This is a genomic window from Bradyrhizobium sp. in8p8, from assembly GCF_000426845.1.
Classification (GTDB): domain Bacteria; phylum Pseudomonadota; class Alphaproteobacteria; order Rhizobiales; family Xanthobacteraceae; genus Bradyrhizobium; species Bradyrhizobium japonicum_C.
This window is the reverse complement of record NZ_AUGD01000002.1, coordinates 589,285-612,967: the sequence shown is the minus strand read 5'-3', so window position 1 is coordinate 612,967 and position 23,683 is coordinate 589,285. Positions and strand designations below refer to the sequence as shown.

The 23,683-nt window shown below is 64.8% G+C and carries 23 protein-coding genes; 16 read left to right on the top strand and 7 right to left on the bottom strand.

Translation table 11 applies throughout. The annotated features are described in order from the left end of the window. The first annotated feature begins 93 nt into the window (after positions 1-93). A complete protein-coding gene (locus K408_RS0108415; RefSeq protein ID WP_024338164.1) occupies positions 94-453 on the top strand; it encodes an ArsC family reductase in 360 nt (119 codons plus the stop codon). A gap of 3 nt (positions 454-456) precedes the next feature. Here the strand turns inward: K408_RS0108415 and K408_RS0108410 are convergent, their stop codons facing one another. Beyond that, positions 457-1,137 carry a PAS domain-containing protein gene (locus K408_RS0108410; RefSeq protein ID WP_024338163.1) on the bottom strand — a complete coding sequence of 227 codons (681 nt, stop codon included), beginning with the start codon at positions 1,135-1,137 and terminating at the stop codon, positions 457-459. Between the two features lie 306 nt (positions 1,138-1,443). On the opposite strand from K408_RS0108410, the gene K408_RS0108405 reads away from it, so the two are divergent. The 7 genes from K408_RS0108405 (at position 1,444) to K408_RS0108375 (ending at position 8,008) form a co-directional block, all read left to right on the top strand. Beyond that, on the top strand, positions 1,444-2,199 hold the full coding sequence (locus K408_RS0108405; RefSeq protein ID WP_008551999.1) for an ABC transporter ATP-binding protein: 756 nt from the start codon (positions 1,444-1,446) through the stop codon (positions 2,197-2,199). Continuing rightward, positions 2,192-2,938, top strand: a complete 747-nt coding sequence (locus K408_RS0108400; protein WP_024338162.1) for an ABC transporter ATP-binding protein — start codon at positions 2,192-2,194, stop codon at positions 2,936-2,938. Before K408_RS0108405 ends, K408_RS0108400 begins: the two co-directional genes overlap by 8 nt. Before the next feature lie 35 nt (positions 2,939-2,973). After that, a complete protein-coding gene (locus tag K408_RS0108395) occupies positions 2,974-4,197 on the top strand; it encodes an ABC transporter substrate-binding protein (RefSeq protein ID WP_024338161.1) in 1,224 nt (407 codons plus the stop codon). A 72-nt stretch (positions 4,198-4,269) separates the two neighbouring features. After that, complete coding sequence (locus K408_RS0108390; protein ID WP_008551982.1) at positions 4,270-5,133, top strand: branched-chain amino acid ABC transporter permease; 864 nt, start codon at positions 4,270-4,272, stop codon at positions 5,131-5,133. Between the two features lies 1 nt (position 5,134). Continuing rightward, positions 5,135-6,103, top strand: a complete 969-nt coding sequence (locus K408_RS0108385; RefSeq protein ID WP_024338160.1) for a branched-chain amino acid ABC transporter permease — start codon at positions 5,135-5,137, stop codon at positions 6,101-6,103. Between the two features lie 156 nt (positions 6,104-6,259). Continuing rightward, complete coding sequence (locus tag K408_RS0108380) at positions 6,260-6,904, top strand: DUF47 domain-containing protein (RefSeq protein ID WP_024338159.1); 645 nt, start codon at positions 6,260-6,262, stop codon at positions 6,902-6,904. 99 nt (positions 6,905-7,003) lie between these two features. Further along, positions 7,004-8,008 (top strand): inorganic phosphate transporter, encoded by a 1,005-nt coding sequence (locus K408_RS0108375; protein WP_024338158.1) that lies wholly within the window; start codon positions 7,004-7,006, stop codon positions 8,006-8,008. On the opposite strand, the gene sugE is transcribed toward K408_RS0108375, so the two are convergent. Continuing rightward, positions 8,001-8,315, bottom strand: coding sequence for a quaternary ammonium compound efflux SMR transporter SugE (sugE, locus tag K408_RS0108370; protein ID WP_024338157.1), 315 nt, complete (start codon positions 8,313-8,315; stop codon positions 8,001-8,003). The two genes, K408_RS0108375 and sugE, sit on opposite strands and share 8 nt — an antisense overlap. Before the next feature lie 157 nt (positions 8,316-8,472). Between sugE and K408_RS0108365 the strand changes: the two genes are divergently transcribed. The 8 genes from K408_RS0108365 to K408_RS0108330 all read left to right on the top strand — a co-directional run bounded on the left by K408_RS0108365 (position 8,473) and on the right by K408_RS0108330 (position 17,296). Beyond that, complete coding sequence (locus K408_RS0108365; RefSeq protein WP_024338156.1) at positions 8,473-10,095, top strand: peptide chain release factor 3; 1,623 nt, start codon at positions 8,473-8,475, stop codon at positions 10,093-10,095. 100 nt (positions 10,096-10,195) lie between these two features. Next, the gene (locus tag K408_RS0108360) at positions 10,196-10,774 is read left to right on the top strand and encodes a UCP034077 family protein (protein ID WP_024338155.1); all 579 of its coding nucleotides are present in this window, start codon (positions 10,196-10,198) and stop codon (positions 10,772-10,774) included. Positions 10,775-10,971: 197 nt separating this feature from the next. Beyond that, the gene (locus K408_RS0108355) at positions 10,972-11,556 is read left to right on the top strand and encodes an NnrU family protein (RefSeq protein ID WP_024338154.1); all 585 of its coding nucleotides are present in this window, start codon (positions 10,972-10,974) and stop codon (positions 11,554-11,556) included. A gap of 73 nt (positions 11,557-11,629) precedes the next feature. Further along, positions 11,630-13,222, top strand: a complete 1,593-nt coding sequence (locus K408_RS0108350) for a class I adenylate-forming enzyme family protein (RefSeq protein ID WP_024338153.1) — start codon at positions 11,630-11,632, stop codon at positions 13,220-13,222. Positions 13,223-13,390: 168 nt separating this feature from the next. Beyond that, the gene (locus tag K408_RS0108345; protein WP_024338152.1) at positions 13,391-14,044 is read left to right on the top strand and encodes a tetratricopeptide repeat protein; all 654 of its coding nucleotides are present in this window, start codon (positions 13,391-13,393) and stop codon (positions 14,042-14,044) included. Positions 14,045-14,086: 42 nt separating this feature from the next. Then, the gene (locus K408_RS0108340; RefSeq protein ID WP_024338151.1) at positions 14,087-14,614 is read left to right on the top strand and encodes a hypothetical protein; all 528 of its coding nucleotides are present in this window, start codon (positions 14,087-14,089) and stop codon (positions 14,612-14,614) included. A 49-nt stretch (positions 14,615-14,663) separates the two neighbouring features. After that, on the top strand, positions 14,664-16,046 hold the full coding sequence (der, locus tag K408_RS0108335; protein ID WP_024338150.1) for a ribosome biogenesis GTPase Der: 1,383 nt from the start codon (positions 14,664-14,666) through the stop codon (positions 16,044-16,046). Continuing rightward, positions 16,043-17,296: a TCR/Tet family MFS transporter gene (locus tag K408_RS0108330; RefSeq protein WP_024338149.1), complete on the top strand. Its 1,254-nt coding sequence runs from the start codon at positions 16,043-16,045 to the stop codon at positions 17,294-17,296. Before der ends, K408_RS0108330 begins: the two co-directional genes overlap by 4 nt. Positions 17,297-17,412: 116 nt before the next feature. On the opposite strand, the gene K408_RS0108325 is transcribed toward K408_RS0108330, so the two are convergent. The 5 genes from K408_RS0108325 to radA all read right to left on the bottom strand — a co-directional run bounded on the left by K408_RS0108325 (position 17,413) and on the right by radA (position 23,607). Next, positions 17,413-18,639, bottom strand: a complete 1,227-nt coding sequence (locus tag K408_RS0108325; protein ID WP_024338148.1) for an ABC transporter substrate-binding protein — start codon at positions 18,637-18,639, stop codon at positions 17,413-17,415. Between the two features lie 282 nt (positions 18,640-18,921). Next, the gene (locus tag K408_RS0108320) at positions 18,922-19,662 is read right to left on the bottom strand and encodes an SDR family NAD(P)-dependent oxidoreductase (RefSeq protein WP_024338147.1); all 741 of its coding nucleotides are present in this window, start codon (positions 19,660-19,662) and stop codon (positions 18,922-18,924) included. 148 nt (positions 19,663-19,810) lie between these two features. Continuing rightward, positions 19,811-21,334, bottom strand: a complete 1,524-nt coding sequence (gene purF, locus K408_RS0108315; protein WP_024338146.1) for an amidophosphoribosyltransferase — start codon at positions 21,332-21,334, stop codon at positions 19,811-19,813. Between the two features lie 28 nt (positions 21,335-21,362). Beyond that, on the bottom strand, positions 21,363-21,992 hold the full coding sequence (locus K408_RS0108310; protein ID WP_024338145.1) for a CvpA family protein: 630 nt from the start codon (positions 21,990-21,992) through the stop codon (positions 21,363-21,365). Between the two features lie 169 nt (positions 21,993-22,161). After that, on the bottom strand, positions 22,162-23,607 hold the full coding sequence (gene radA, locus K408_RS0108305; protein ID WP_024338144.1) for a DNA repair protein RadA: 1,446 nt from the start codon (positions 23,605-23,607) through the stop codon (positions 22,162-22,164). Between the last annotated feature and the right edge of the window lie 76 nt (positions 23,608-23,683).

Below are 23,683 nucleotides of genomic sequence, written 5' to 3'. Positions count from 1 at the left end.
TTCGGAGAGTTGGGTGGTTCGCAATATTGTCGCGCGAAGCGGAGTTTCGTACAACGTTGGCCCCAGCACGATACGCCATGCGCGAGGACCGTCTTGCCCAACATCATCTACGGCATCAAGAATTGCGACACCATGAAGAAGGCCCGCGCCTGGCTCGATGCCCATGGTGTGCCTTATGAGTTTCACGACTACAAGGCGGCGGGCGTTGAGAAGGATCGGCTCGAGCGGTGGAGCGGCAAGGTCGGCTGGGAGACGCTGCTCAACCGCGCAGGGACGACCTTCAAGAAGCTGCCCGATTCCGACAAGGACGGGCTCACCGAGAAAAAGGCGCTGGCATTGATGCTGGCGCAGCCATCGATAATCAAGCGGCCGGTGCTGGAAGTCGGCGGCAAGCTGCTGGTCGGCTTCAAGCCGGAGATCTATGCCAAGGAGGTCGGCGGCAAGGCGCGCTGACTGCTAGTTCAACTCGATGATCTCGGTGACGATGCCGGAATCCGGCTGGTCGGATAGCTCGACCACTTCCGCAGGGGAGATGCGGCCGGGAGCGCGATGAAACAGCTCGCGATCAATTACGGCGCGCATCTTTGGACGCGGCAGCGCGTCATTTCCGCGCATCAGGTTCTTGATCTCAAAGCCCCCGTCCTCGCAGAAGGTCTTGACCGAAGCGATGACGTGACAGACCTTGCCGTCGGTCTGGAACGGCAGCAGCAGCCTTTCATAGGCGACGTTGCGCCCATAGATGTCCTCGACGTCGGCCACGCTGTAGACGGGCAGTCCGCGTGCCACGCATTGATGGTAGATCGGCATCACGAGGGGCGCGAGTTGCGGCCCGATATAGTCATCCAGCGGAACGCCCTTGCCGGTATGTCCATAGGCACGGGAGATGCGTGTGCCTTCGCTCTGGATGATGAGGCGCGGCGTCGGGGCCGAGAAATCCACCGTATAGTAGATGAGATCCGACAGCTCCTCCTCGAGCCGCGCGGGCTGATACTCCCAGATCGCCGGCGCGATCTGCTGGCGCGCATAAAGTCGCAGCCACGTGTTCAGGAGATCGCGTTGCCGGATCGACTTGACGACGGAGGGAGCGGCGCCTGCAAAATCCAAAGCAATATTCTCCGCACGTGAAGACCCCCGCATGATCCAGCCTGCGGGAAAATTTTTGATGAAGGCTGGCGCACGGCGCGAAAGACCGTTAACGACGGCTTGATGGCCGGTGCCTTGCGAACCGGGAGGCCGGGCAGGCACGCATCAAAACACCTCCGACCAAGGGAGCATTTGTCCCAGCCGGAGGCGTGATCTGCTCAGCTTTCCGCCTTGCCTAACCCCCGTCACCTCCGGCATATTCCGCGCCCGGAGGCGGCGGCCCGGGTGGGCTCCAAGGCCTCCGGACAGCCGAAGCAACAAGGACAGCCACGCGCCTGGCGCGGGCAGGGGGAAATCTGTTTGGCCGATGAGTTCATTCTCGAAACGGAAGGCTTGACCAAGGAGTTCGCGGGCTTCTTCGCCGTACGCGACGTTGCGCTCAAGGTTCGCCGTGGGAGCATTCACGCGTTGATCGGCCCGAACGGGGCCGGCAAGACGACCTGCTTCAATCTCTTGACCAAGTTCCTCAAACCGTCAGCCGGAAAAATCCTGTACAAGGGGCAGGACATCACGGCGATGGCGCCGGCGGACGTCGCCCGCATGGGTCTGGTGCGTTCGTTCCAGATTTCAGCGGTGTTTCCCCATCTCACCGCGCTGGAAAACGTCCGCGTCGCGCTTCAGCGCCAGCATGGCTCTTCGTTCGATTTCTGGCGCTCGAAGTCGGTGCTCAATCGCTTCAACGACCGGGCGCGTGAGCTGCTGAACGATGTCGGCCTCAGCGAGTTCGCGAACACGCCCGCGGTCGAGATGCCTTATGGGCGCAAGCGCGCACTTGAGATCGCAACGACGCTGGCGCTCGACCCAGAGATGATGCTGCTCGACGAGCCGATGGCCGGCATGGGCCACGAGGACATCGACAAGATCGCGGCGCTGATCAAGCGCATCTCCGCGAAATATACCATCCTGATGGTCGAGCATAATCTGAGCGTCGTGGCCAACCTCTCCGACATCATCACCGTGCTGACGCGCGGTCAGGTGCTCGCGCAGGGCCATTATTCCGAGCTCACCAAGGACGAGCGCGTCAAGGAAGCCTATCTGGGAGCCGGTCATGCCTGACACTGCGATCGCCGAGGCCCCGGCCATGGCCACGACCGGCGGAAACATCCTCCAGGTCCGCAACCTCGAAGCCTGGTACGGCGAGTCCCACATCCTGCACGGGATCAACTTCGACGTGAATGCGGGCGAGGTCGTCACCCTGCTCGGGCGTAACGGCGCCGGCAAGACGACCACGCTAAAGTCGATCATGGGCATCATCGGCAAGCGCTCCGGCTCGGTGAAATTCAACGACCAAGAGATCATCCGCGCGACCTCCGACAAGATCGCGCGCATGGGAATCGCGTTCTGCCCGGAAGAGCGGGGCATATTCTCCAGCCTCGACGTGCGGGAGAATCTGATGCTGCCGCCGGTGGTCCGTGAGGGCGGACTGCCGCTCGATCAGATCTTCGAGCTCTTTCCGAACCTGAAGGAGCGGCTCGGCAGCCAGGGCACCAAGCTGTCCGGCGGCGAGCAGCAGATGCTGGCGATCGCGCGCATCCTGCGCACCGGCGCGAGCTTCCTGATGCTGGACGAGCCGACCGAAGGTCTGGCGCCCGTCATCATCCAGCAGATCGGCCACACCATCGCGCGGCTCAAGAAGGAGGGGTTCACGATCCTCCTGGTCGAGCAGAATTTCCGCTTCGCGTCCACCGTCGCCGACCGTTACTACGTGGTCGAGCACGGCAAGATCATTGACGGATTTTCCAACGCGGAGCTTGCCGCCAACATGGACAAGCTCCACACCTATCTCGGTGTCTGATATTGCCGACAAGAAGATTCAAAAAGGAAAGTTGCATGAAGACCATGTCGATTGCGTCATTGCTGCTGACCACTGCTCTTGCCGTCGCGGTGACAGGCGCAGCCTTCGCGCAGGACAAGACGGTCAAGATCGGCGCGCTGTCCGATCAGTCCGGCCTCTATGCCGACCTCGGCGGACCGGGCTCGACGCTCGCCGCGCAGATGGCCGTTGAGGATTCCGGCCTCGCCGCGAAGGGCTGGAAGATCGACATCATCTCCGGCGATCACCAGAACAAGCCCGATATCGGCACCGCGATCGCGCGGCAGTGGTTCGACGTCGACAAGGTCGACGTCATCGTCGACGTGCCGAACTCCGGCGTGGCGCTGGCCGTCAACAACGTCATCAAGGAGAAGAACGGCGTCTACATCAACTCGGGCGCGGCGACCTCCGACCTCAGCAACGCGCAGTGCTCGCCCAATACCGTGCACTGGACCTACGACACCTACATGCTGGCCCACACCACCGGACAGGCGCTGGTGAAGGCCGGCGGCGACAGCTGGTTCTTCCTGACCGCGGACTATGCCTTCGGTGCGGCGCTCGAGCGCGACACCAGCGCGGTCGTCACCGCCAACGGCGGCAAGGTGGTCGGCGGCGTCAAGCATCCGCTGAATACGCCGGACTTCTCCTCCTTCCTGCTCCAGGCGCAGTCGTCCAAGGCCAAGATCATCGGTCTTGCCAATGCCGGCGGCGACACCACCAACACGATCAAGCAGGCGGCCGAGTTCGGCATCGGCAAGGGCGGCCAGAAGCTCGCGGCCCTCTTGCTGTTCCTCACCGACGTCAAGGCGATCGGCCTGGAGACGGCCCAGGGCCTCAACTTCACCGAGACGTTCTACTGGGACATGAACGACCAGACCCGGGCGTTCTCCAAGCGCTTTGCCGCGAGGATGAAGAACAATGCGCCGCCGACCATGGTGCAGGCCGGCGTCTATGCCGGCGTGCGTCATTATCTCAAGGCGCTGGAAGCCCTCGGCGGCAACCCGCATGACGGCGTCAAGATCGTCCAGAAGATGAAGTCGATGCCGACCGAGGACGATCTGTTCGGCAAGGGCGAGATCCAGCCGAACGGGCGCACCATCCACAACGCCTATCTGTTCGAGGTGAAGAAGCCCTCGGAGTCCAAGGGACCATGGGACTTCTACAAGCTGGTCGGCACCGTGCCGGGCGACCAGGCTTTCACGCCGCTATCCGAGAGCAAGTGCGCGCTCTTGAAGAAGTAAGATAACGTCGCGCAGGTCTTGAGGCCTGCGGGCAAGTTTCAGGGAACGCCGAAGGGACCGGGTGCGGGATCGATGCAGGCTCTATACGCTCAGCTACTGGTGGGACTGATCAACGGCTCGTTTTACGCGCTGCTCAGTCTCGGGCTCGCCGTGATCTTCGGCATGCTCAACATCATCAACTTCGCCCATGGCGCGCTCTACATGATGGGCGCCTTCGTCGCCTACTTCCTGTTGAACCTGGGCGGGATCAACTATTGGTGGGCGCTCCTGCTGGCGCCGATCATCGTCGGCATCTTTGGCATGATCCTGGAGCGGACCATGCTGCAATGGCTGACCGGGCTCGACCATCTCTACGGGCTGCTGCTGACCTTCGGCATCGCGCTGATCGTTCAGGGCGTGTTCCAGAACTACTTCGGCTCCTCCGGCCTGCCTTACGCGATTCCGGACCAGCTCAAGGGCGGCATGAATCTCGGCTTCATGTTCCTGCCGATCTACCGTGGCTGGGTCGTCGTGTTCTCGCTGGTGGTGTGTCTGGCCACCTGGTTCCTGATCGAGAAGACGCAGCTCGGCGCTTATCTGCGCGCCGCCACTGAAAACCCCACCCTGGTTCGCGCCTTCGGCATCAACGTGCCGCGCATGATCACACTGACCTACGGTCTTGGCGTCGGCCTTGCCGCGCTGGCCGGCGTGCTCTCGGCGCCGATCAACCAGGTGCGGCCGCTCATGGGCGCCGACCTCATCATCGTCGTGTTCGCGGTGGTCGTGATCGGCGGCATGGGATCCATCATGGGCTCGATCATCACCGGCTTCGCGCTCGGCGTGATCGAGGGCCTGACCAAGTATTTTTACCCCGAGGCCTCCAACACCGTCGTGTTCGTGCTGATGGTGCTGGTGCTCTTGGTGAAGCCAACGGGATTGACGGGAAGGGCGGCCTGAGATGACAACCCTGACGGACGACACGCTGCCGGCAACCCCGCGCGCGATGCGCGACGAGATGACGGTGTTCGTGGTGATGGCGCTGCTGCTTGCGGCGGTCCCATTCACGGGAGTCTATCCGTTCTTCGTGATGCAGGCGCTGTGCTTCGCGCTGCTCGCCTGTGCCTTCAATCTGCTGATCGGCTATGGCGGCCTGCTCTCGTTCGGCCATGCGATGTTCCTGGGAACGGCCGGCTATTGCAGCGCGCATGCGCTCAAAGTGTGGGCGCTGCCGCCGGAGCTCGGCATTCTCGTCGGCGTCGCGGCGGCTTTCGTGCTCTCGATCGTCACCGGCTATATCTCGATCCGACGCCAGGGCATCTATTTCTCGATGATCACCCTGGCGCTGTCGCAGCTCCTGTACTTCATCTATCTCCAGGCCCCGTTCACCCATGGCGAGGACGGCATCCAGGGCATTCCGCAGGGGCGCATGTTCGGCCTCCTCGATCTGTCTCAGCCGACGGTGCTGTATTACGTGGTGCTGGTCGGCTTCCTTGCCGGCTTCCTCCTGATCTTCCGCATCATCAACTCGCCGTTTGGCGAGGTGCTGAAGGCCATCCGCGAGAACGAGCCGCGCGCGATCTCGCTGGGCTACCGCACCGACCAGTACAAGTTCCTGGCCTTCGTCCTGTCGGGTACGCTGGCCGGCCTTGCCGGAGCGCTCAAAGTCTTCGTGGCGCAGAATGCCTCGCTCACCGACGTGCACTGGTCGATGTCGGGCGAGGTCGTCCTGATGACGCTCGTCGGCGGTCTCGGCACCATCTTTGGTCCGGTGGTCGGCGCCTTCGTCATCATCGCCATGCAGCAATATCTGGCGGGCTTCGGCCAGTGGGTGACGGTCATCCAGGGCGTGATCTTCGTGACCTGCGTGCTCACCTTCCGTCGCGGCGTCGTCGGCGAAATCGCGCACTACTTCCGACGATCGCTCTAAGTAATTGATTCCAGTTCAATTTACTTGCTGCGTGAAAGCGGTGGATGATCCGGCTCCGCGGGCGTGAGATGACACGCGCGCGGATCGAAAATGGTCTATGACAGTTTTGTGACGGCCCCTTGGGGCCTGGCCATTTCCAACCGGTAGCCTACCTCGATGATGCGATGGTTTCGTGCGTTCCTGCCCAGGGAAGAGCGGTTCTTCGACCTGTTCGACCGGCATGCCCAGACGGTGATCCAGGGGGCCATCGCGCTCCAGGGTATGCTCAACGGGGGGCAGGAGACGCCGGTTTATTGCCAGCGCGTCAACCAGTTCGAGAACGAGGCCGACAACATCACTCGCGAGGTGCTGACAGCGGTGCGGCGCACCTTCATCACGCCGTTCGACCGCGGCGACATCAAGAACCTCATCACCTCGCTGGACGATGCGATCGACCAGATGCAGCAGACGGCCAAGGCCGTCATGTTGTTCGAGGTTCGCAGCTTCGAGCCGCCCATGCGCGAGATCGGCGCGCTCCTGATCGAATGCGCCAATCTGGTGGGACGTGCGCTGCCGCTGATGCAGTCGATCGGACCCAACGTCGCGATGCTGACTGCCATCACCGAAGAGCTCGGCAAGCTCGAGGGGCGGGTCGACGATCTCCACGACATCGGCCTCAAGGAGCTCTTTCTGAAGCATCGCGAAGGCAATGCGATGGACTTCATCGTCGGCGCCGAAATCTACGATCATCTCGAGAAGGTGGCCGATCGCTTCGATGATGTCGCGAACGAGATCAACAGCATCGTCATCGAGCAAGTGTAGCGCATGATCCGGACAGGCGTGCAGCGGTCTTCCTTCGCGACGAACGCGGAACGCGTTCGCGCGGAGGTCGTGCGCAGAGCTTAGAGCGGGGGCCGCGCTGTGGATGCCGCGTTGGCTTTTCCTGTCCTGGTCGGCCTGATCGCCGTCGCGCTGCTGTTCGACTTCCTGAACGGCCTCCACGACGCCGCCAATTCGATCGCGACCATCGTCTCGACACGCGTGCTGCGGCCGCAATTCGCCGTGTTCTGGGCCGCCTTCTTCAATTTCATCGCTTTTCTGGTGTTCGGACTGCACGTCGCCCAGACCATTGGCACCGGCATCATCGATCCCGCGGTCGTCGATGCCCAGGTGATTTTCGCGGCGCTGGTCGGGGCCATCGTCTGGAATCTCGTGACCTGGGCGCTCGGTATCCCGTCCTCATCGTCGCACGCATTGATCGGCGGGCTCGTCGGCGGCGGCATGGCCAAGGCGGGGATCTCGGCCGCGGTCTGGAGCGGCCTGTCCAAGACGGTCCTGGCGATCGTGCTGTCGCCGCTGGTCGGTTTCCTGCTCGCGATGTTGCTGGTGGCGGTCGTGTCCTGGGCGTCGGTGCGCTCGACGCCGTTCGCGGTCGACCGCGCCTTTCGTATCCTGCAGTTCGCGTCCGCCTCGCTCTATTCGCTCGGCCATGGCGGCAACGACGCGCAGAAGACCATGGGCATCATCGCGGTGCTGCTGTATTCGCAGGGCCATCTCGGCAGCGAGTTCTCGGTGCCGTTCTGGGTGGTGCTGTCCTGCCAGGCGGCGATGGCGCTGGGCACGCTGATGGGCGGCTGGCGGATCGTCCGCACCATGGGCCTGCGCATCACCAAATTGACGCCGATGCAGGGCTTTTGCGCCGAGACGGGCGGCGCGGCAACCCTGTTCATGGCGACCTATCTCGGCGTTCCCGTCTCGACCACCCATACCATCACCGGCGCCATCGTCGGCGTCGGCGCTGCGCGCCGCGTCTCGGCGGTGCGCTGGAACGTCGCAAGCTCGATCGTCTATGCCTGGGTGATCACGATCCCGGCCTCGGCCATCGTGGCCGCGCTGACCTGGTGGGTGGTCCAGCTCGTCAAGTGACGAGCTTCAGCCCGATGATGCCGGCAACGATCAGGCCGATGCTGGCAAGCCGGAGCGCGCTAGCCGGCTCGCCGAACAGAAAGATCCCGAGCGCCGCGGTGCCGACCGCGCCGATGCCGGTCCAGACCGCGTAAGCGGTTCCCACGGGCAGGGACCTGAGCGCAAGCCCGAGCAGAATGACGCTCCCGGCCATCGCCGCCAGCGTGATCACGGACGGAACAAGCCGGGTGAAGCCCTCGGTATATTTCAGGCCGATCGCCCAGACGATCTCGAGGAGACCGGCGACGAACAGGATGCTCCAGGCCATGACGACCCTCCAATCAAGGCAGGGTCGTCCCCGCGGCGAGGTGCTGAGAAAGGGGAAGGCCGTCCTTCCCGAAAGCCGATATGGGGCTGGCCGGAAGCCTCCGCAATCACCACATGAGGCTTGATCAGGCCCGCTTTCCCTGCCACACGCTCCCGCCATGTCCGACATCGCCACCCCTACAGCCGAATCGCCGGCCCGTTCCCCGCTTGCCGCCGAAGTGGCGCGGCGGCGCACCTTTGCGATCATCTCGCATCCTGACGCCGGCAAGACCACGCTGACCGAAAAGCTGCTGCTTTTCGGCGGCGCGATCAATCTGGCCGGTCAGGTCAAGGCCAAGGGCGAGCGGCGCAACACCCGCTCTGACTGGATGAAGATCGAGCGCGAGCGCGGCATCTCCGTGGTGACCTCGGTGATGACCTTCGAGTTCGAGGGCCTCGTCTTCAACCTCTTGGACACGCCGGGCCACGAGGACTTTTCGGAGGACACCTATCGCACGCTGACAGCCGTGGATTCCGCCGTGATGGTGATCGACGCCGCCAAGGGCATCGAGGCGCGCACCCGCAAGCTGTTCGAGGTGTGCCGTCTGCGCGACATTCCGATCATCACCTTTATCAACAAGATGGACCGCGAGAGCCGCGACGTGTTCGAGCTGCTCGACGAGATCGAGAAGACGCTGGCGCTCGACACCACGCCGATGACCTGGCCGGTCGGTCGCGGTCGCGACTTCCTCGGCACCTACGACGTGATCAATGGTGGCGTGCGGCTGCTGGAAGGCGGCGGCGCCAAGACCGGCGCGGCACAGCAGATCGCGATCGAAGAGCTCGCCAAGCTCAGCGCCAATCTCGATGTCTCCGCGGTAAAGGACGAGCTCGAGCTCGTCACCGAGGCGTCAAAGCCGTTCGAGCTCGAGGCGTTCCGCGAGGGCCATCTGACGCCGGTCTATTTCGGCAGCGCGCTGCGCAATTTCGGCGTTGGCGACCTCCTGGAGGGCCTTGGCAGGTTCGCACCCGAACCGCGCGCTCAGGACAGCGACCAGCGCAAGGTCGAGGCCACCGATCCGCGCATGAGCGCTTTCGTGTTCAAGATCCAGGCCAACATGGATCCGAACCACCGCGACCGCATCGCCTTCGCACGGCTCTGCTCCGGCAAGCTCAGCCGCGGCATGAAGGCCAAGCTCGTGCGCACCGGCAAGAGCATGCCGCTGTCGAGCCCGCAATTCTTCTTCGCGCAGGACCGCTCGGTGGCGGACGAGGCCTTCGCCGGCGACGTCGTCGGCATCCCCAATCACGGCACGCTGCGCATCGGCGATACGCTGACGGAAGGCGAGGATTTCAACTTCGTCGGCGTGCCGAGCTTCGCTCCGGAAATTGTCCGCCGCGTACGGCTCACCGACGCGATGAAGGCGAAGAAGCTGAAGGAAGCGCTCCAGCAGATGTCGGAAGAGGGCGTGGTACAGGTGTTCCGCCCACGCGACGGCGCGCCGGCGCTTGTCGGAGTGGTCGGTGCGCTGCAGCTCGATGTGCTGAAGGCGCGTCTCGAGGCCGAATATTCGCTGCCGGTCGAGTTCGAGGTCAGCGAGTTCCAGCTGGCGCGCTGGGTCTCCTCCGAGGACCGCAAGAAGCTCGACACCTTCATCGCCGCCAACACCTCCAGCATCGCCGACGACGTCGATGGCGATCCCGTGTATCTGGCACGGAATGAGTTCTATCTTGGCTACACCAAGGAGCGCGCGGAGGGCATCGAGTTCAGCAACGTGAAGGACGTCAAGAAGAAGGGGTAGGGCGCAACACGCCCCTTCACGCGCGAGCATGTGAATGCACGCGGGGTTGACGTATTCATGGGCAATGCCACTTCTTCTCGTGGCATTGCGAGCTCATTCCATGTGGCGTGGCATCGTTGTTTTTCTGTTGCTGACGATCTCAACGATCGCAGCGGACGCGCAGCGTCGCCAGATCAATCCGATCCCGTTCGCGCATGAACCGTGCAGCGTGCTCGATGGCCGGCCCTGCACGCCGTCCTATTGCAGCCCGCTCGAGTCCGGCCCCTGCATCCCCGAGATCGGCTATCCCTACGGCCAGAACCTCCAGCTCACCATTCAGAGCGTTCCGTCCGAGGCCGACCGCGTCAAGTACCGGAAACCGGATCACGATCTCGACACCATCGGCGACCTCTTCGCCGAGCTGCGCAGCTGCTGGTCGCCGCCGGCGGACAATGCGCGGGAGGGCATGCAGATGGCGGTGCGATTCAGCTTCAACAAGGTGGGCGGCTTGGTCGGCCCCCCGCGATTGACCTTTGCGACAGCGGGCGTGCCGGCCGCCACCCGCACGATCTATCTTGATGCCATCAATGCATCGCTGAACGCCTGCCTGCCGCTGAAATTCACCAGCGGTCTCGGCGGTGCGCTGGCCGGGCGGCCGATCGCGATCCGCTATGTTGATAATCGGAAGCTCGGACACTAGCGCTATCCCTCATCCTGAGGAGCGCGTTCTCCACGCGCGTCTCGAAGGATGAAAGCCCCCGTTGCTGCGGCAGCCGGGCCTGCATGATTCGAGACGCGCGCAAGGGCGCGCTCCTCACCATGAGGGCCTGAGAGTTGCGAGCGGCAGCCAATCGATGATACCTCAGGGCCGGGGGGCTGCTTTGCGGGGAGGATGTCGTGGGTCTGCTGGTCATGATCCTGGGGCTGGTGCTGTTCTTCGGCATCCATGTTTTCACGACGAAACGTGAGGCGCGTGCGCAGGCGATCGCAAGGCTGGGCGAGGGGACCTACAAGATCCTCTATTCGCTCATCTCTCTTGCGGGGCTCGCGTTGATCATCTGGGGTTATGCCCACTATCGCGCCACCGGATGGATCGACGTCTGGTATCCGCCGAAGGCGATGAAGCACATCACGCTCGCCTTGATGCTGCCCGCAGTCATCCTGGTGGTGGCCTCTTACTTGCGCGGCCGCATCTATGCGACGTTGAAGCACCCGATGCTGGCCGGGATCAAGCTATGGGCCGCCGCGCACCTGCTCGCCAATGGCGATCTCGGCTCCATCATCCTGTTCGGCTCGTTCCTGGGCTGGGCGGTGTTTGATCGCATCACCCTCAAGCATCGCGCCGACAGCGGCGCGCCGCCGATACCGGTCGGCGGCGTCAGCAACGATCTGATCGCGGTCGCGGTAGGCATCGTGGCCTATCTCGCACTGGCCTTCGCGTTCCATCCGGTCGTGATCGGCGTTCCCGTGATCGGGGTCTAGCCGGTCAGCACAAGACGCAACCCGGCTGTCCATGCGCGGAAGCTGACAAGAGCAACAAGCCGAGGGCCCTTCGATGGATTGGTCGCAATCTCAGATCCCGCCGATGCGTCTCGAGGCGCGCTTTGGCGATCGGGTGGTGCCGGCATTTTCGGATCGGCCTGCGAGCGTCTGGGCGATGATCGCGGAGGCGCGCGATCGCAATGCTGATGGCGAGGCGCTGATCTGCGCCAATGTCCGCCTGAGCTGGCAGCAGGCCGTTGAGCAGTCAGCGCGCATCGCTGCCGGATTTCGCAGGCTCGGCCTCCAGCGCGGCGACCGTGTCGCCATCCTGCTCGGCAATCGCATCGAGTTTCCGCTGCTGCTGTTCGCCGCCGCGCATGAAGGGCTGGTCACCGTGCTGCTCAGCACGCGCCAGCAGAAGCCGGAGATCGCTTATGTCCTGGCTGATTGCGGCGCGAAAATCCTGATTCACGAGGCGGCGCTCGCCGAGCGGCTGCCCGATGCTCAGGACGTGCCTGCTGTAATCCACCGCATCGCCGTCGATGACGATCCCGCCGGATCTCGCTTCGCCGTCCTTGCCGACAATGCACCGGCGCCCGCGCCGGTCGAAGTGAACGAAGAGGACACCGCGATGATCCTCTATACCTCGGGCACCACGGGCAAGCCGAAAGGCGCGATGCTGGCCCATTGCAACATCGTTCATTCCTCGATGGTCTTCGTGTCATGCCTGCAATTGACGCAGGCCGATCGTTCGATCGCGGCCGTGCCGCTCGGCCATGTCACCGGTGTCGTCGCCAACATCACGACGATGGTCCGCTGCGGCGGCGCTTTGATCATCATGCCGGAATTCAAGGCTTCCGATTACCTCAAGCTCGCCGCGCGTGAACGCGTCACCTACACGGTGATGGTGCCGGCGATGTACAATCTCTGCCTGCTCCACCCGGATTTCGACGGCTACGACCTCTCGAGCTGGCGCATCGGCGGCTTCGGCGGCGCGCCGATGCCGGTCGCGACCATCGAGAAGCTCAAGGCGAAGATCCCCGGCCTCAAGCTGATGAACTGCTACGGCGCGACCGAGACGACGTCGCCATCCACGATCATGCCGGGCGAACTGACCGAGAGCCATATCGACAGCGTCGGTCTGCCGTGTCCTGGTGCACGCATTGTCGCGATGGGGCCTGATGGGCGCGAGCTGCCGCCTGGCGAGATCGGCGAGCTCTGGATCCAGAGCGCCTCCGTCATCAAGGGCTACTGGAACAATGCGAAGGCCACTGTCGAAAGCTTCACTGGCGGATTCTGGCACTCGGGCGATCTCGGCTCGGTCGATGCGGAGGGGTTTGTCCGCGTGTTCGACCGGCAGAAGGACATGATCAATCGCGGCGGCCTGAAGATCTACTCTGCCGAGGTCGAGTCCGTGCTGGCGGGCCACCCCGCCGTGGTTGAGAGCGCGATTGTGGCTAAGGCCTGCCCGGTCCTCGGCGAGCGCGTCCACGCCGTGGTCGTGACACGCATGCCGGTGGCTGACACGGACTTGCGGACCTGGTGCGCGGAGCGGCTGTCCGACTACAAGGTTCCCGAAACCCTGGCGATCACGACCGAGCCGCTGCCGCGCAACGCCAATGGCAAAGTGCTGAAGCGGCAGCTGCGGGAGCTGCTCGGAAGCTGAGGCGGACGGAGTTCTCCGGGCCTGCCTCCCGGGTGGTTAACGCCTTGATCGGGCTGGCTTTGCCTTGCCACCGCCATATCGTTAGGGTACCTCGCCGCCACGTGGGGACGGGATTCCTGACGCGAACGCCTTCGCGCACGCATCCGGACGGGCATGGGATTAGCATAAGTGTCTGAATTATTTAATGAAGTCGACGAGGAACTACGTCGCGAACAGCTCAAGAAGCTGTGGGACAAGTATTCGATCTACTTCATCGCCCTGATGGTGCTGGTCGTGGCCGCCGTCGGTGGCTGGCGCGGCTACCAATATCTGGAGGCCAAGAAGGCCGCAGAGGCCGGCGCCGCCTTCGAGAAGGCCGTCGAGCTGTCCGAGCAGGACAAGCACGCCGACGCCGAGAAGGCCTTCACCGAGCTCGCCGCCAAGGCTCCGTCCGGCTATCGCACCCTGGCACGGTTGCGCGCTGCCGCCGAGGCCGCGAACCGCGATCCCCAAGCCGCCGCGAAGATGTACGACGACATTGCCGCTGACCGCAGCATCGGCGGCGAGTGGCAGGATCTGGCGAAGATCCGCGCCGCGGGTCTCGTGCTCGACAGCGCGAGCTACGCCGACATGCAGCAGCGGCTGGAGGGCTCCGCCGCGCCCAAATCGACTTTCCGCCACAGCGCCCGCGAGATGCTGGCTCTGTCCGCCTGGCGCAACAATGACATGACCGCAGCCCGCAAATGGCTCGACGCGATCGGCGAGGACGGCGAAACGCCGCCAGGCCTGCGCTCGCGCGCCGAGGCGCTGCAGGCCCTGCTGCCGCCCGTTGCCAAGAGCTGACAAGAGCTGACGACGGACCTCCGATTCGAGACGGGACACAAGATGCGCCGTACGCCACGCTTGATCGCCGCCGCCGTCCTGATCGCCTTCACGGGCGTCCTCGGCGGCTGCTCCAGCTTCGATCCAAGCGATATGCTCGACTTCCTCGACACCAAGAAGAAGCTGCCGGGCGACCGCAAGCCGGTCTTCCCGGAGGGCGTGCCGGGGCTCGAGCAGGGCGTGCCGAGAGAGCTGTACAAGGGCGCGCAGCAGCAGCCGGATCCGAACGCGCCTGCCGTCGCCGCTCTGCCCGCGGAGCCCCCGCCGGAGCCGGCCCAAGGCGCCAAGGCTGCGAAATCGCGACAACCGGCCGCTGCCGAAGCGCCCGCCGGCGAAATCGACGGCGAGGCCCAGCCGGAGGCCGCGCCGCCCACGGCCGCTCCGCCGCCCAAGCACAAGATCGTCCGCAGGCGCACCACCGCGCCGCCGCCGGACCAGCCCGTCCAGCAGGCGCAACCCGCCCAGCCCCCGCAGCAGCAAACGCAGAGCGTCTTCCCGGCGCCGCTGCCGAGCGGCAGCTTCTCGCGCTGATCTTTTCACTGCATTGACAGGCGCAGCCCCGGCAGCGCACGAATGACCGATGTCCTTCACGATCGCCATCATCGGCCGGCCCAATGTCGGCAAGTCGACGCTGTTCAACCGCCTGGTTGGGCAGAAGCTCGCGCTTGTCGATGACCTGCCCGGCGTCACCCGCGACCGCCGCGAGGGCGAGGCCAGGCTCGGCGACCTCGAGTTCACCATCATCGACACCGCCGGCCTCGACGAGGGCGTCAAGGGTTCGCTCACCGCGCGCATGCAGGAGCAGACCGAGACCGCGATCGGGCAGGCCGACGCGCTGTTCTTCGTCATCGATGCCCGCATCGGTCTTACGCCCACCGATCGCGCCTTCGCCGATTTCGCGCGCAAGGCCAACAAGCCGGTGCTGCTGATCGCCAACAAGAGCGAAGGCAAGCATGGCGATGCCGGTGCGATGGAGGCGTTCGCGCTCGGCCTCGGCGATCCCATCCAGATCTCTGCCGAGCACGGCGAGGGCATGGGCGAACTCTATGACGCGCTGGCCAAGCTTATGCCTGAGCCGGTCGAAGAGAACGACGATGAAGACGACGCGCCGATCTCCGAGGAAGAGGCGGCGACGCGCCCGATCCGGGTCGCCATCGTCGGCCGGCCCAACGCCGGCAAGTCGACGCTGATCAATCACCTGCTCGGCGAGGAGCGCCTGCTGACGAGCCCTGAGGCCGGCACCACGCGCGATTCCATCGCGGTCGAGGTCAACTGGAGGGGCCGCGACTTCCGCGTGTTCGACACCGCGGGCCTGCGCCGGCGCTCGCGGATCGAGGAGAAGCTGGAAAAGCTCTCTGTCGCGGACGCGCTACGCGCGGTGCGCTTTGCCGAGGTCGTCGTGCTGATGATGGACACGCAGAACCGCTTCGAGGAGCAGGACCTGCGCATCGCCGATCTGATCGAGCGCGAGGGCCGCGCCGTGGTGCTCGCCGTGAACAAATGGGACCTGATGGAGACCAAGGGCGGCGGCGCGATCTCGAGCCTGCGCCGTGATGCCGACCATTGGCTGCCGCAGCTCAAGGGCGTGCCGATCGTTGCCGTGTCGGGCCTGATGGGCGAGGGCATCGACCGCCTGATGCAGGCGATCCAGGATGCCTATGCGGTCTGGAACAGACGCGTGCCGACGGCCGCGCTCAATCGCTGGTTCGAGCAGGCGATCCAGGCCAATCCGCCTCCGGCGGTGTCCGGCCGCAGGCTGAAGCTGAACTACATCACCCAGAACAAGGCGCGCCCGCCGAGCTTCGTGCTGTTCTGCTCGCGTGCCGATGCGGTGCCCCAGTCTTACTTGCGCTACCTCACCAACTCCATGCGCGAGACCTTCGATCTGCCGGGCACGCCGGTGCGCATCACCCTGCGCGAGAAGGCCAATCCTTTCGCGCACAAGCGCAAGCGGCCGTCGTGAGCGATGGCGCCGGCGAGGCGGTGGCGGCAAGTGCTGCGCCGGCCCGGCGCGGTGTGGTCGCCTTCATCTTCGTCACCATCCTGCTCGACATGCTCGCGCTGGGCGTGATCATGCCGATCCTGCCGAAGCTGATCGAGAGCTTCGTCGACAACGATACCGCGCACGCGGCCCGCCTCTTCGGCTTGTTCGGCACCGCCTGGGCTTTGATGCAGTTCGTGTTCTCGCCGCTGCTCGGCGCGCTGTCGGATCGCTTCGGGCGTCGGCCGGTGGTGCTGCTGTCGAATTTCGGGCTTGCGGCCGACTACGTGCTGATGGCGTTCGCCCCTTCGCTGGTCTGGCTGTTCATCGGCCGTGTGATCTCCGGAATTACTTCGGCCAGCATCTCCACGGCATTTGCTTATATCTCGGACGTCACTCCGCCGGAGCGGCGCGCGGCGGTCTTCGGCAGGATTGGTGCGGCCTTCGGCGCCGGCTTCATCCTGGGGCCGGCGCTCGGCGGTCTGCTTGGCGACGTCGATCCGCGCCTGCCGTTCTGGGCCTCGGCGGCCCTGAGCTTCGCCAATGCGCTCTATGGACTCTTCGTCCTGCCGGAGTCGCTTGCGCCCGACAAGCGCGCGCCGTTTCGCTGGCGAAGTGCCAATCCGGTCGGGGCGCTGCATCTGCTGCGATCCAACGCGGCGCTGGCGGCGTTGTCGATCGTCAACTTCATTGCTCAGGTCGCCCATGTCGTGCTGCCGTCGACCTTTGTCCTCTACGCGACCTATCGCTACGGTTGGGATTCCAGGACGGTTGGATTGACGCTCGCGATGGTCGGCATCTGCGCCATGGTGGTGCAGGGGCTCGCGATCGGCCCGATCGTGCGCGTGCTCGGCGAGCGCAACGCGCTCCTGCTCGGCCTGTGCTGCGGCGCGCTCGGTTTCGTGATCCTGGGCGCAGCACCGACCGGACCGTTGTCCTGGCTCGGCATTCCCGTGCTGTCGCTGTGGGGCATCTCCGGCGCGGCCTCGCAATCGCTGATGACGCGGCTGGTTGCGCCCCATCAGCAGGGCCAGCTGCAGGGCGCGACGGCGAGCGTGCAGAGCGTGTCGCAGCTGGTCGGCCCGTTCCTGTTCACGCTGACGTTTTCCTATTTCATCGGCGCCGGCGCGCCGCTGCATCTGCCCGGCGCGCCGTTCCTGCTTGCAGCGGCGCTGATGGTGGTGTGCGTGGCGATTGCGGTGCGGACGCTGGGTGCGACGAAGAACGCTTGAATGTTCGCCATGGCGGGCTTGTCCCGGCCATCCACGTTCTTTTCTTTGGCCCCAACGTGAATGCCCGGGACGAGCCCGGGCATGACGTCGTTGAAGGGTGCGCGAGTGCTACGCGATTACTTCTTCACCAGCGGGCAATCGCTGTCCTTGAGCGGCTTGGCCGCGTCTTCCGGGGCGATCGTGGCGATCTGCTTGTAATAATCCCACGGTCCCTTCGACTCCTCGGGCTTCTTCACCTCGAACAGATAGGCCGGGATGAGGCGGCGGCCGTCGGCGCGCAGCGGGCCCTTGCCGAACAGGGGATCGTCGGTCGGCAACTCCTTCATCTTGGCGACGACCTTGGCGCCGTCATGGGGATTGCCGCCGAGCGCTTCCATCGCCTTGAGATAATGCAGCACCATGGCGTAATTGCCGGCCTGGGTCATCGAGGGCATCGCGTTCTTGCTGGCAAGCGCCGAGAAGCGCTTCGACCAGGCGCGGGTCTGATCGTTCATGTCCCAGTAAAAGGATTCGGTGAAGGTCAGGCCCTGGGCGGTCTTCAGGCCCAGCGAGTGCACGTCGTTGATGAACAGCAGCAGCGCGGCGAGCTTCTGGCCGGCGGAGACGATGCCGAATTCGGCCGCCTGCTTGATCGAGTTCGTGGTGTCGCCGCCGGCGTTGGCAAGGCCGACCACCTTGGCCTTCGAAGACTGCGCCTGCAGCAGGAAGGACGAGAAGTCCGCGGTGTTGATCGGATGCTTGACGCTGCCGAGCACCTTGCCGCCGTTGGCTGTCACGACCGCCGAGGTGTCGCGCTCCAGTGCGTGGCCGAAGGCATAGTCGGAAGTGAGGAAGAACCAGGTATCGCCGCCCGCCTTGGTCAGCGCCTTACCGGTGCCGTTGGCCAGCATGTAGGTATCGTAAGTGAACGAGATCGTGTTCGGCGTGCAGGCCTTGCCGGTCAGGTCGGCGGAGGCGGCGCCGGAATTCAGCAGCACCGCGTTCTTTTCCTTGACGAGGTTGCTGACCGCAAGGGCGACGCCGGAGTTCGGCGTGTCCGCAATTGCGTCGACCTTCTCGTTGTCGATCCACTGCCGGGCAATGTTGACGCCGACGTCGGGCTTGTTCTGATGGTCGCCACTGATGACGTCGATCTTCCAGCCCTTCTTGAGCAGGCCGGAATCCTCGACCGCCATCTTGATGGCCACGACCGAATTCGGGCCGCCGATGTCGGCATAGAGGCTCGACATGTCGTTGAGCACGCCGATCTTGATGGTCTTGTCCTGGGCGTAGGCGGATGTGGCAAGACCGAAAGCGGCACAGGCCAGAAGGGCCGCGGAGCGGCGTGCGAACGTCGTCGTCATAAAAGCTTCCTCCATTGTCAAATATGCGGACGGCTCTCTTGCGGAGCCTTGTTCCGGTTGATCGCTCTAGCCTGTCCCACAGCCGGCGGCAATGCACCTAAAGCCGGATGATGCTGCGTCGTAGCGTCATCTGTCGGTTAACTATTGGGCAAAATGCGTTGAGTCGCTATTTCGGCGCCTCCGATCTCGGCTTGAGTCTCTGGCTGCGCGCTTTCCGATATCGGCCCGGCGGTATAGTCGTTACCCTTCGCCTCGATTGGCGCTCGGGAGGGACGCGATCGATCAGGCCGGTGCGCGGAAGCTCATCAAGGTGCGGGTCTTGTAATCGTAGAATCTGCCGGTTTCGGTCCAGTCTGGCGCGCACATCGGCACGATGAATTCGGCCACCTGCTCGGGCGTGTCGAGCGTCTCCGGATCCTCGCCCGGCATCAGGGTCGCGCGCATACGGGTGCGGACCGGGCCGGGGTTGAACAGGTTGACGCGCAGCTTCGAGTTGGCGGTCTCCTGCGCCCAGGCGCGGGCCAGCGTTTCCAGCGCGGCCTTGGACGCGGCATAGGGGCTGACATAGGCGGTGGCCTTGTTGGCGGCGCCGGAGGTAATGAAGACGGCGCGCCCCGCGTCAGACTGCTTCAGCAGCGGCTCCATGCAGCGGATCAGCTGGAAGTTCGCGGAGACGTTGACCGCCATCACGTCGTTGAAGGTCTTCAGCTCGATATGGCCGATCGGCGAGGAGGGGCCGAGCACGCCGGCATTGCCGACGAGGATGTCGAGCTTGCGGTAGCGCTCATGCAGGCCGGCGCCCAATCGCGCGATGCCGTCGGAATCGGTGAGGTTGAGTGGCACCAGGGTGGCGCTGCCGCCGTCCTTCCGGATCTCGTCGTCGAGCTCTTCGAGCCCTCCTTGCGTGCGGGCCGTTGCAACGATATGCGCGCCGGCCTTGGCCAGCGCAATTGCGGTGGCATAGCCGATGCCGCGCGAGGCGCCGGTGACGAGAGCGATGCGGTTGGCGAGGGGCTTGGTCATGGCGGGGTTTTACAGGCGTGGATGGCCGGGACAAGCCCCATGATCCCTGTCATTCCGGGGCGGTCCGTGAGGACCGAACCGGATCCGAAGACGACATCTGGATTCCCGGTTCGATGCTTGGCATCGCCCCGGGATGACGCCGTTCGCGTCAGCTCGCCTCGGCCAGCAGCGACAGTTGCCGCGGCTGCGGCTCGGTCTGGGTCTGGTCGGTGAGGTGGGTCGGATACGCCCCGGTGAAGCAATGATCCGAGAATTTCGGGTTGGCCGGGTCGCGGCCGGGCTCTCCCATGGCGCGGTACATGCCGTCGATCGACAGGAACGCCAGCGAGTCCGCGCCGATGATCTCGCGCATCTCCTCCAGCGAATGCGTCGCCGCCAGGAGGCCGCCGCGGTCGGGCAGGTCGATGCCGTAATAATCGGGATAGAGGATCGGCGGCGAGGCGAGCCGGAAATGGACTTCTGTGGCGCCGGCATCGCGCATCATGCGCACGATCTTCTTCGAGGTGGTGCCGCGCACCAGGGAATCGTCGATCAGGATGATGCGCTTGCCTTCGATCGCGGCGCGGTTGGCCGAGTGCTTCATGCGCACGCCGGATTCGCGGATCGCCTGGGTCGGCTGGATGAAGGTGCGTCCGACATAGTGGTTGCGGATGATGCCGAGCTCGAACGGCACGCCGGAATACTGGCTGTAGCCGACTGCCGCCGGCACGCCGGAATCCGGCACCGGGACGACGACGTCGATCGGCACGTGGCTCTCGCGCGCAAGCTGCGCACCGAAGGCCTTGCGCACCTCGTAGACCGAGCGGCCGTGGACGATGGAGTCGGGGCGGGAGAAGTAGATGTATTCGAAGATGCAGGGGCGCGGAGCCATCGGCGGGAACGGCTTGTGGATGTCCTGGCCGTTCTCGTCGAACACGATGACTTCGCCCGGCTCGATGTCGCGCACGAAGCGCGCGCCGATGATGTCGAGTGCGCAGGTCTCGGAGGTCAGGATCGGGCAGCCGTCGAGTTCGCCCAGCACGAGCGGGCGGATGCCGCGCGGATCGCGCGCGCCGACCAGCTTCTTGTTGGTCAGCGAGACCAGCGCGTAGGCGCCTTCGATCTCGCGCAGCGCGTCGATATAGCGCTCGATGAAGCGGGCGCGCTTGGAGCGCGCGACCAGATGCAGGATCACCTCGGTGTCGGTGGTCGACTGCATCATCGCGCCGTGCTTCACGAGCTCGCGGCGCAGCGTCAGGCCGTTGGTGAGGTTGCCGTTATGGGCGACCGCGAGGCCACCGGCATTGAGCTCGGCGAACAGAGGCTGCACGTTGCGCAGGATGGTGGCGCCGGTGGTGGAATAGCGGACATGGCCGACCGCAACATTGCCGGGCAGGCGGTCGATCACCTCGCGGCGGGAGAAGGTGTCGCCGACGAGACCGAGGCGGCGTTCCGAATGAAAGCGGCTGCCGTCGTAGGAGACGATGCCGGCGGCTTCCTGGCCACGGTGCTGGAGGGCGTGGAGGCCGAGCGCGGTGATGGCAGCGGCGTCGGGATGGCCGTAGATGCCGAAGACGCCGCATTCCTCGCGCAGCGTATCGCCTTCCAGATCGTCCTGAACCTCCAGCGGGGCCGGACCCGGACCGGCGTTTGGATCGAGATCAAGTTGGGCGTCCTGGTCAGGGTGTCGCATCTCGTCCGCGCCTCTCTTTAGGGCTCTATCAACGCGCCGCAGGTTTCTCGATCAGCTTCTTCATGCCGTCACGAGCAGACTTGCTGTACCCGTCGCCACTGCCCGAAGGCTGCTGCTCGGATTCAGCTTGATCATCATCTGGTTTGTTTTTCTTGAATCTCTTCAAGATGGTGTTCTCGGGGTCGTCAGGCAAGAGGGCCATCAGCCAATCCCCGGTTCCTTGGAGCACGACGCGGGACTTGGCCCCGGTGACCCAGTCCGGGCGCTGCTTGTCCGGCACCAGCCAGGTGAAGAACAGGAAGGCGACCACGACGATCAAAAGCCCGCGAGCCAGGCCGAACAGGAAGCCAAGTGTGCGGTCCAGCGCACCGATGCGCGAATCCAGGATCATGTCGGAGATCCGCACCGTGATCACGGACACCACGACAAGGGTGCCGATGAACACGCCCGCGACCACGACCACGCTGGCGACCGTGTCGTTGTTGAAATAGGCCTTGGCGGTCGGCAGCAGCTTCGAGAACGAGTAAAGCGTGACGATCGCGGCGGCGCCCCAGGCCGCGATCGACAGGATTTCCCGCATGAAGCCGCGCACCATGGCGAGCAGGCCTGAGATCAGCATCACACCGAGCAGGATCAGGTCGAGGATGGTTACTGGCATCGGCTGGTCGGGTCCGCTGGTACTCTCAAAGGTGCTCTAGCCGAATCGGTGCTTGGCCGCTGCCCTAAAAGAGGGGCAGACGGCGTTCCCGGCAAGGCCGCAACCACGCAATCCCATGCTGCTTTTGTGACGGCTGTATAGCGGCGGCGGCTTCCGTCGTCACCTCCGCCTAGCCCTCTCCACGGCGGAATCTTGCCGGTGTGGCATTTTTCTCTGCCGGCGCGTTCGATTCGCCGCTGCGGGAGCCGCGGGCGGCGATCTCGGCCACCAATGTCGTCAGGCTGTTGACCGCATTGAGCGACAATCCCGCATCGCCGCCGCTCTCGCCGCGGGCTGATTCGGGCAGCACGGCGCGCTGGAAGCCCAGTTTCGCCGCTTCCTTCAGCCGGGCCGGGGTCTGCGCCACCGGGCGGATCACGCCGGACAGCGAGATCTCGCCGAAATAGACGGCATCGGTCGGCAACTGCGCATTAACCAACGACGACACCAGTGCGGCGGCGGCGGCGAGATCAGCCGCCGGCTCTTGGATGCGCAGGCCGCCCGCAACGTTGAGATAAACATCGTGCCCGGACAGCTTGACCCCGCAATGCGCCTCCAGCACCGCCAGCACCATCGACAGCCGGCTCGGGTCCCAGCCAACCACGGCCCGGCGCGGCGTGCCGAGCGAGGTCGGCGCCACCAGCGCCTGTAATTCGACCAGAACGGGCCTCGTGCCCTCGATTCCCGCAAAGACTGCGGTGCCGGGCGTGCCGAGATCGCGCTCGGACAGGAACAACTCGGAGGGGTTGGTGACCTCGCGCAGACCGAGGCCCGTCATCTCGAATACGCCGATCTCGTCGGTCGGGCCGAAACGGTTCTTGACGGCGCGCAGGATGCGGAATTGCTGCGAGCCTTCGCCCTCGAACGACATCACGGCGTCGACCATGTGCTCGACCACGCGGGGGCCGGCGATCTGGCCGTCCTTGGTGACGTGGCCGACGAGGATGATGGCCGCGCCCGTCTTCTTGGCAAAGCGGATCAGCGCCTGCGCCGAGGCGCGCACCTGCGTCACGGTGCCGGGCGCCGATTCCACGGTATCGGTCCACATGGTCTGGATCGAGTCGATCACGATCAGCCGGGGCACCGCGCCCTCAGACAGGGTCGAGACGATGTCCTCGACCGAAGTCTCCGCGGCGAGCTGGACCGGCGCATCCGACAGCCCGAGCCGCTCGGCGCGCAGGCGCACCTGGGCGACGGCTTCTTCGCCGGAAATGTAGACGACGCGGTGGCCGGCACGCGCCAGCAGGCTGGTCGCCTGCGTCAGCAGCGTCGACTTGCCGATGCCCGGATCGCCGCCGACCAGAAGCACGGAGCCGCGGACGAAGCCGCCACCGGTGACGCGGTCGAGCTCGGTCATGCCGGAGGACAGGCGCGGCGCATCCGGGCTCTTTCCGGAAAGGCTCTCCAGCGCGAAGGTCCGGCCCTTGCGCTTGGAGCGGATCGACACCGGCACGCTGCCGCTGGTGTCTTCTTCCGCGAGCGTATTCCACTCGCCGCAGGATTCGCACTTGCCCTGCCAGCGGTTATAGGCCGCGCCGCAGTTCTGGCAGACGAAGGAGAGGGTGGATTTGGCCATGGGGACTACGAGTCGCGGATTGCGGATTTGCTGATAGCACGGAATGGCGGCCCCGGATCGCCGGCGCTTCGATTAT

Bases quoted from the DNA above. Each gene is read 5' to 3' on its own strand.
- K408_RS0108410 (WP_024338163.1), bottom strand. From the start codon at position 1,137: ATGCGGGGGTCTTCACGTGCGGAGAATATTGCTTTGGATTTTGCAGGC.
- K408_RS0108400 (WP_024338162.1), top strand. From the start codon at position 2,192: ATGCCTGACACTGCGATCGCCGAGGCCCCGGCCATGGCCACGACCGGC.
- K408_RS0108395 (WP_024338161.1), top strand. From the start codon at position 2,974: ATGAAGACCATGTCGATTGCGTCATTGCTGCTGACCACTGCTCTTGCC.
- K408_RS0108390 (WP_008551982.1), top strand. From the start codon at position 4,270: ATGCAGGCTCTATACGCTCAGCTACTGGTGGGACTGATCAACGGCTCG.
- K408_RS0108385 (WP_024338160.1), top strand. From the start codon at position 5,135: ATGACAACCCTGACGGACGACACGCTGCCGGCAACCCCGCGCGCGATG.
- K408_RS0108380 (WP_024338159.1), top strand. From the start codon at position 6,260: ATGATGCGATGGTTTCGTGCGTTCCTGCCCAGGGAAGAGCGGTTCTTC.
- sugE (WP_024338157.1), bottom strand. From the start codon at position 8,315: ATGGCCTGGAGCATCCTGTTCGTCGCCGGTCTCCTCGAGATCGTCTGG.
- K408_RS0108365 (WP_024338156.1), top strand. From the start codon at position 8,473: ATGTCCGACATCGCCACCCCTACAGCCGAATCGCCGGCCCGTTCCCCG.
- K408_RS0108360 (WP_024338155.1), top strand. From the start codon at position 10,196: ATGTGGCGTGGCATCGTTGTTTTTCTGTTGCTGACGATCTCAACGATC.
- K408_RS0108350 (WP_024338153.1), top strand. From the start codon at position 11,630: ATGGATTGGTCGCAATCTCAGATCCCGCCGATGCGTCTCGAGGCGCGC.
- K408_RS0108340 (WP_024338151.1), top strand. From the start codon at position 14,087: ATGCGCCGTACGCCACGCTTGATCGCCGCCGCCGTCCTGATCGCCTTC.
- der (WP_024338150.1), top strand. From the start codon at position 14,664: ATGTCCTTCACGATCGCCATCATCGGCCGGCCCAATGTCGGCAAGTCG.
- K408_RS0108325 (WP_024338148.1), bottom strand. From the start codon at position 18,639: ATGACGACGACGTTCGCACGCCGCTCCGCGGCCCTTCTGGCCTGTGCC.
- K408_RS0108320 (WP_024338147.1), bottom strand. From the start codon at position 19,662: ATGACCAAGCCCCTCGCCAACCGCATCGCTCTCGTCACCGGCGCCTCG.
- purF (WP_024338146.1), bottom strand. From the start codon at position 21,334: ATGCGACACCCTGACCAGGACGCCCAACTTGATCTCGATCCAAACGCC.
- K408_RS0108310 (WP_024338145.1), bottom strand. From the start codon at position 21,992: ATGCCAGTAACCATCCTCGACCTGATCCTGCTCGGTGTGATGCTGATC.
- radA (WP_024338144.1), bottom strand. From the start codon at position 23,607: ATGGCCAAATCCACCCTCTCCTTCGTCTGCCAGAACTGCGGCGCGGCC.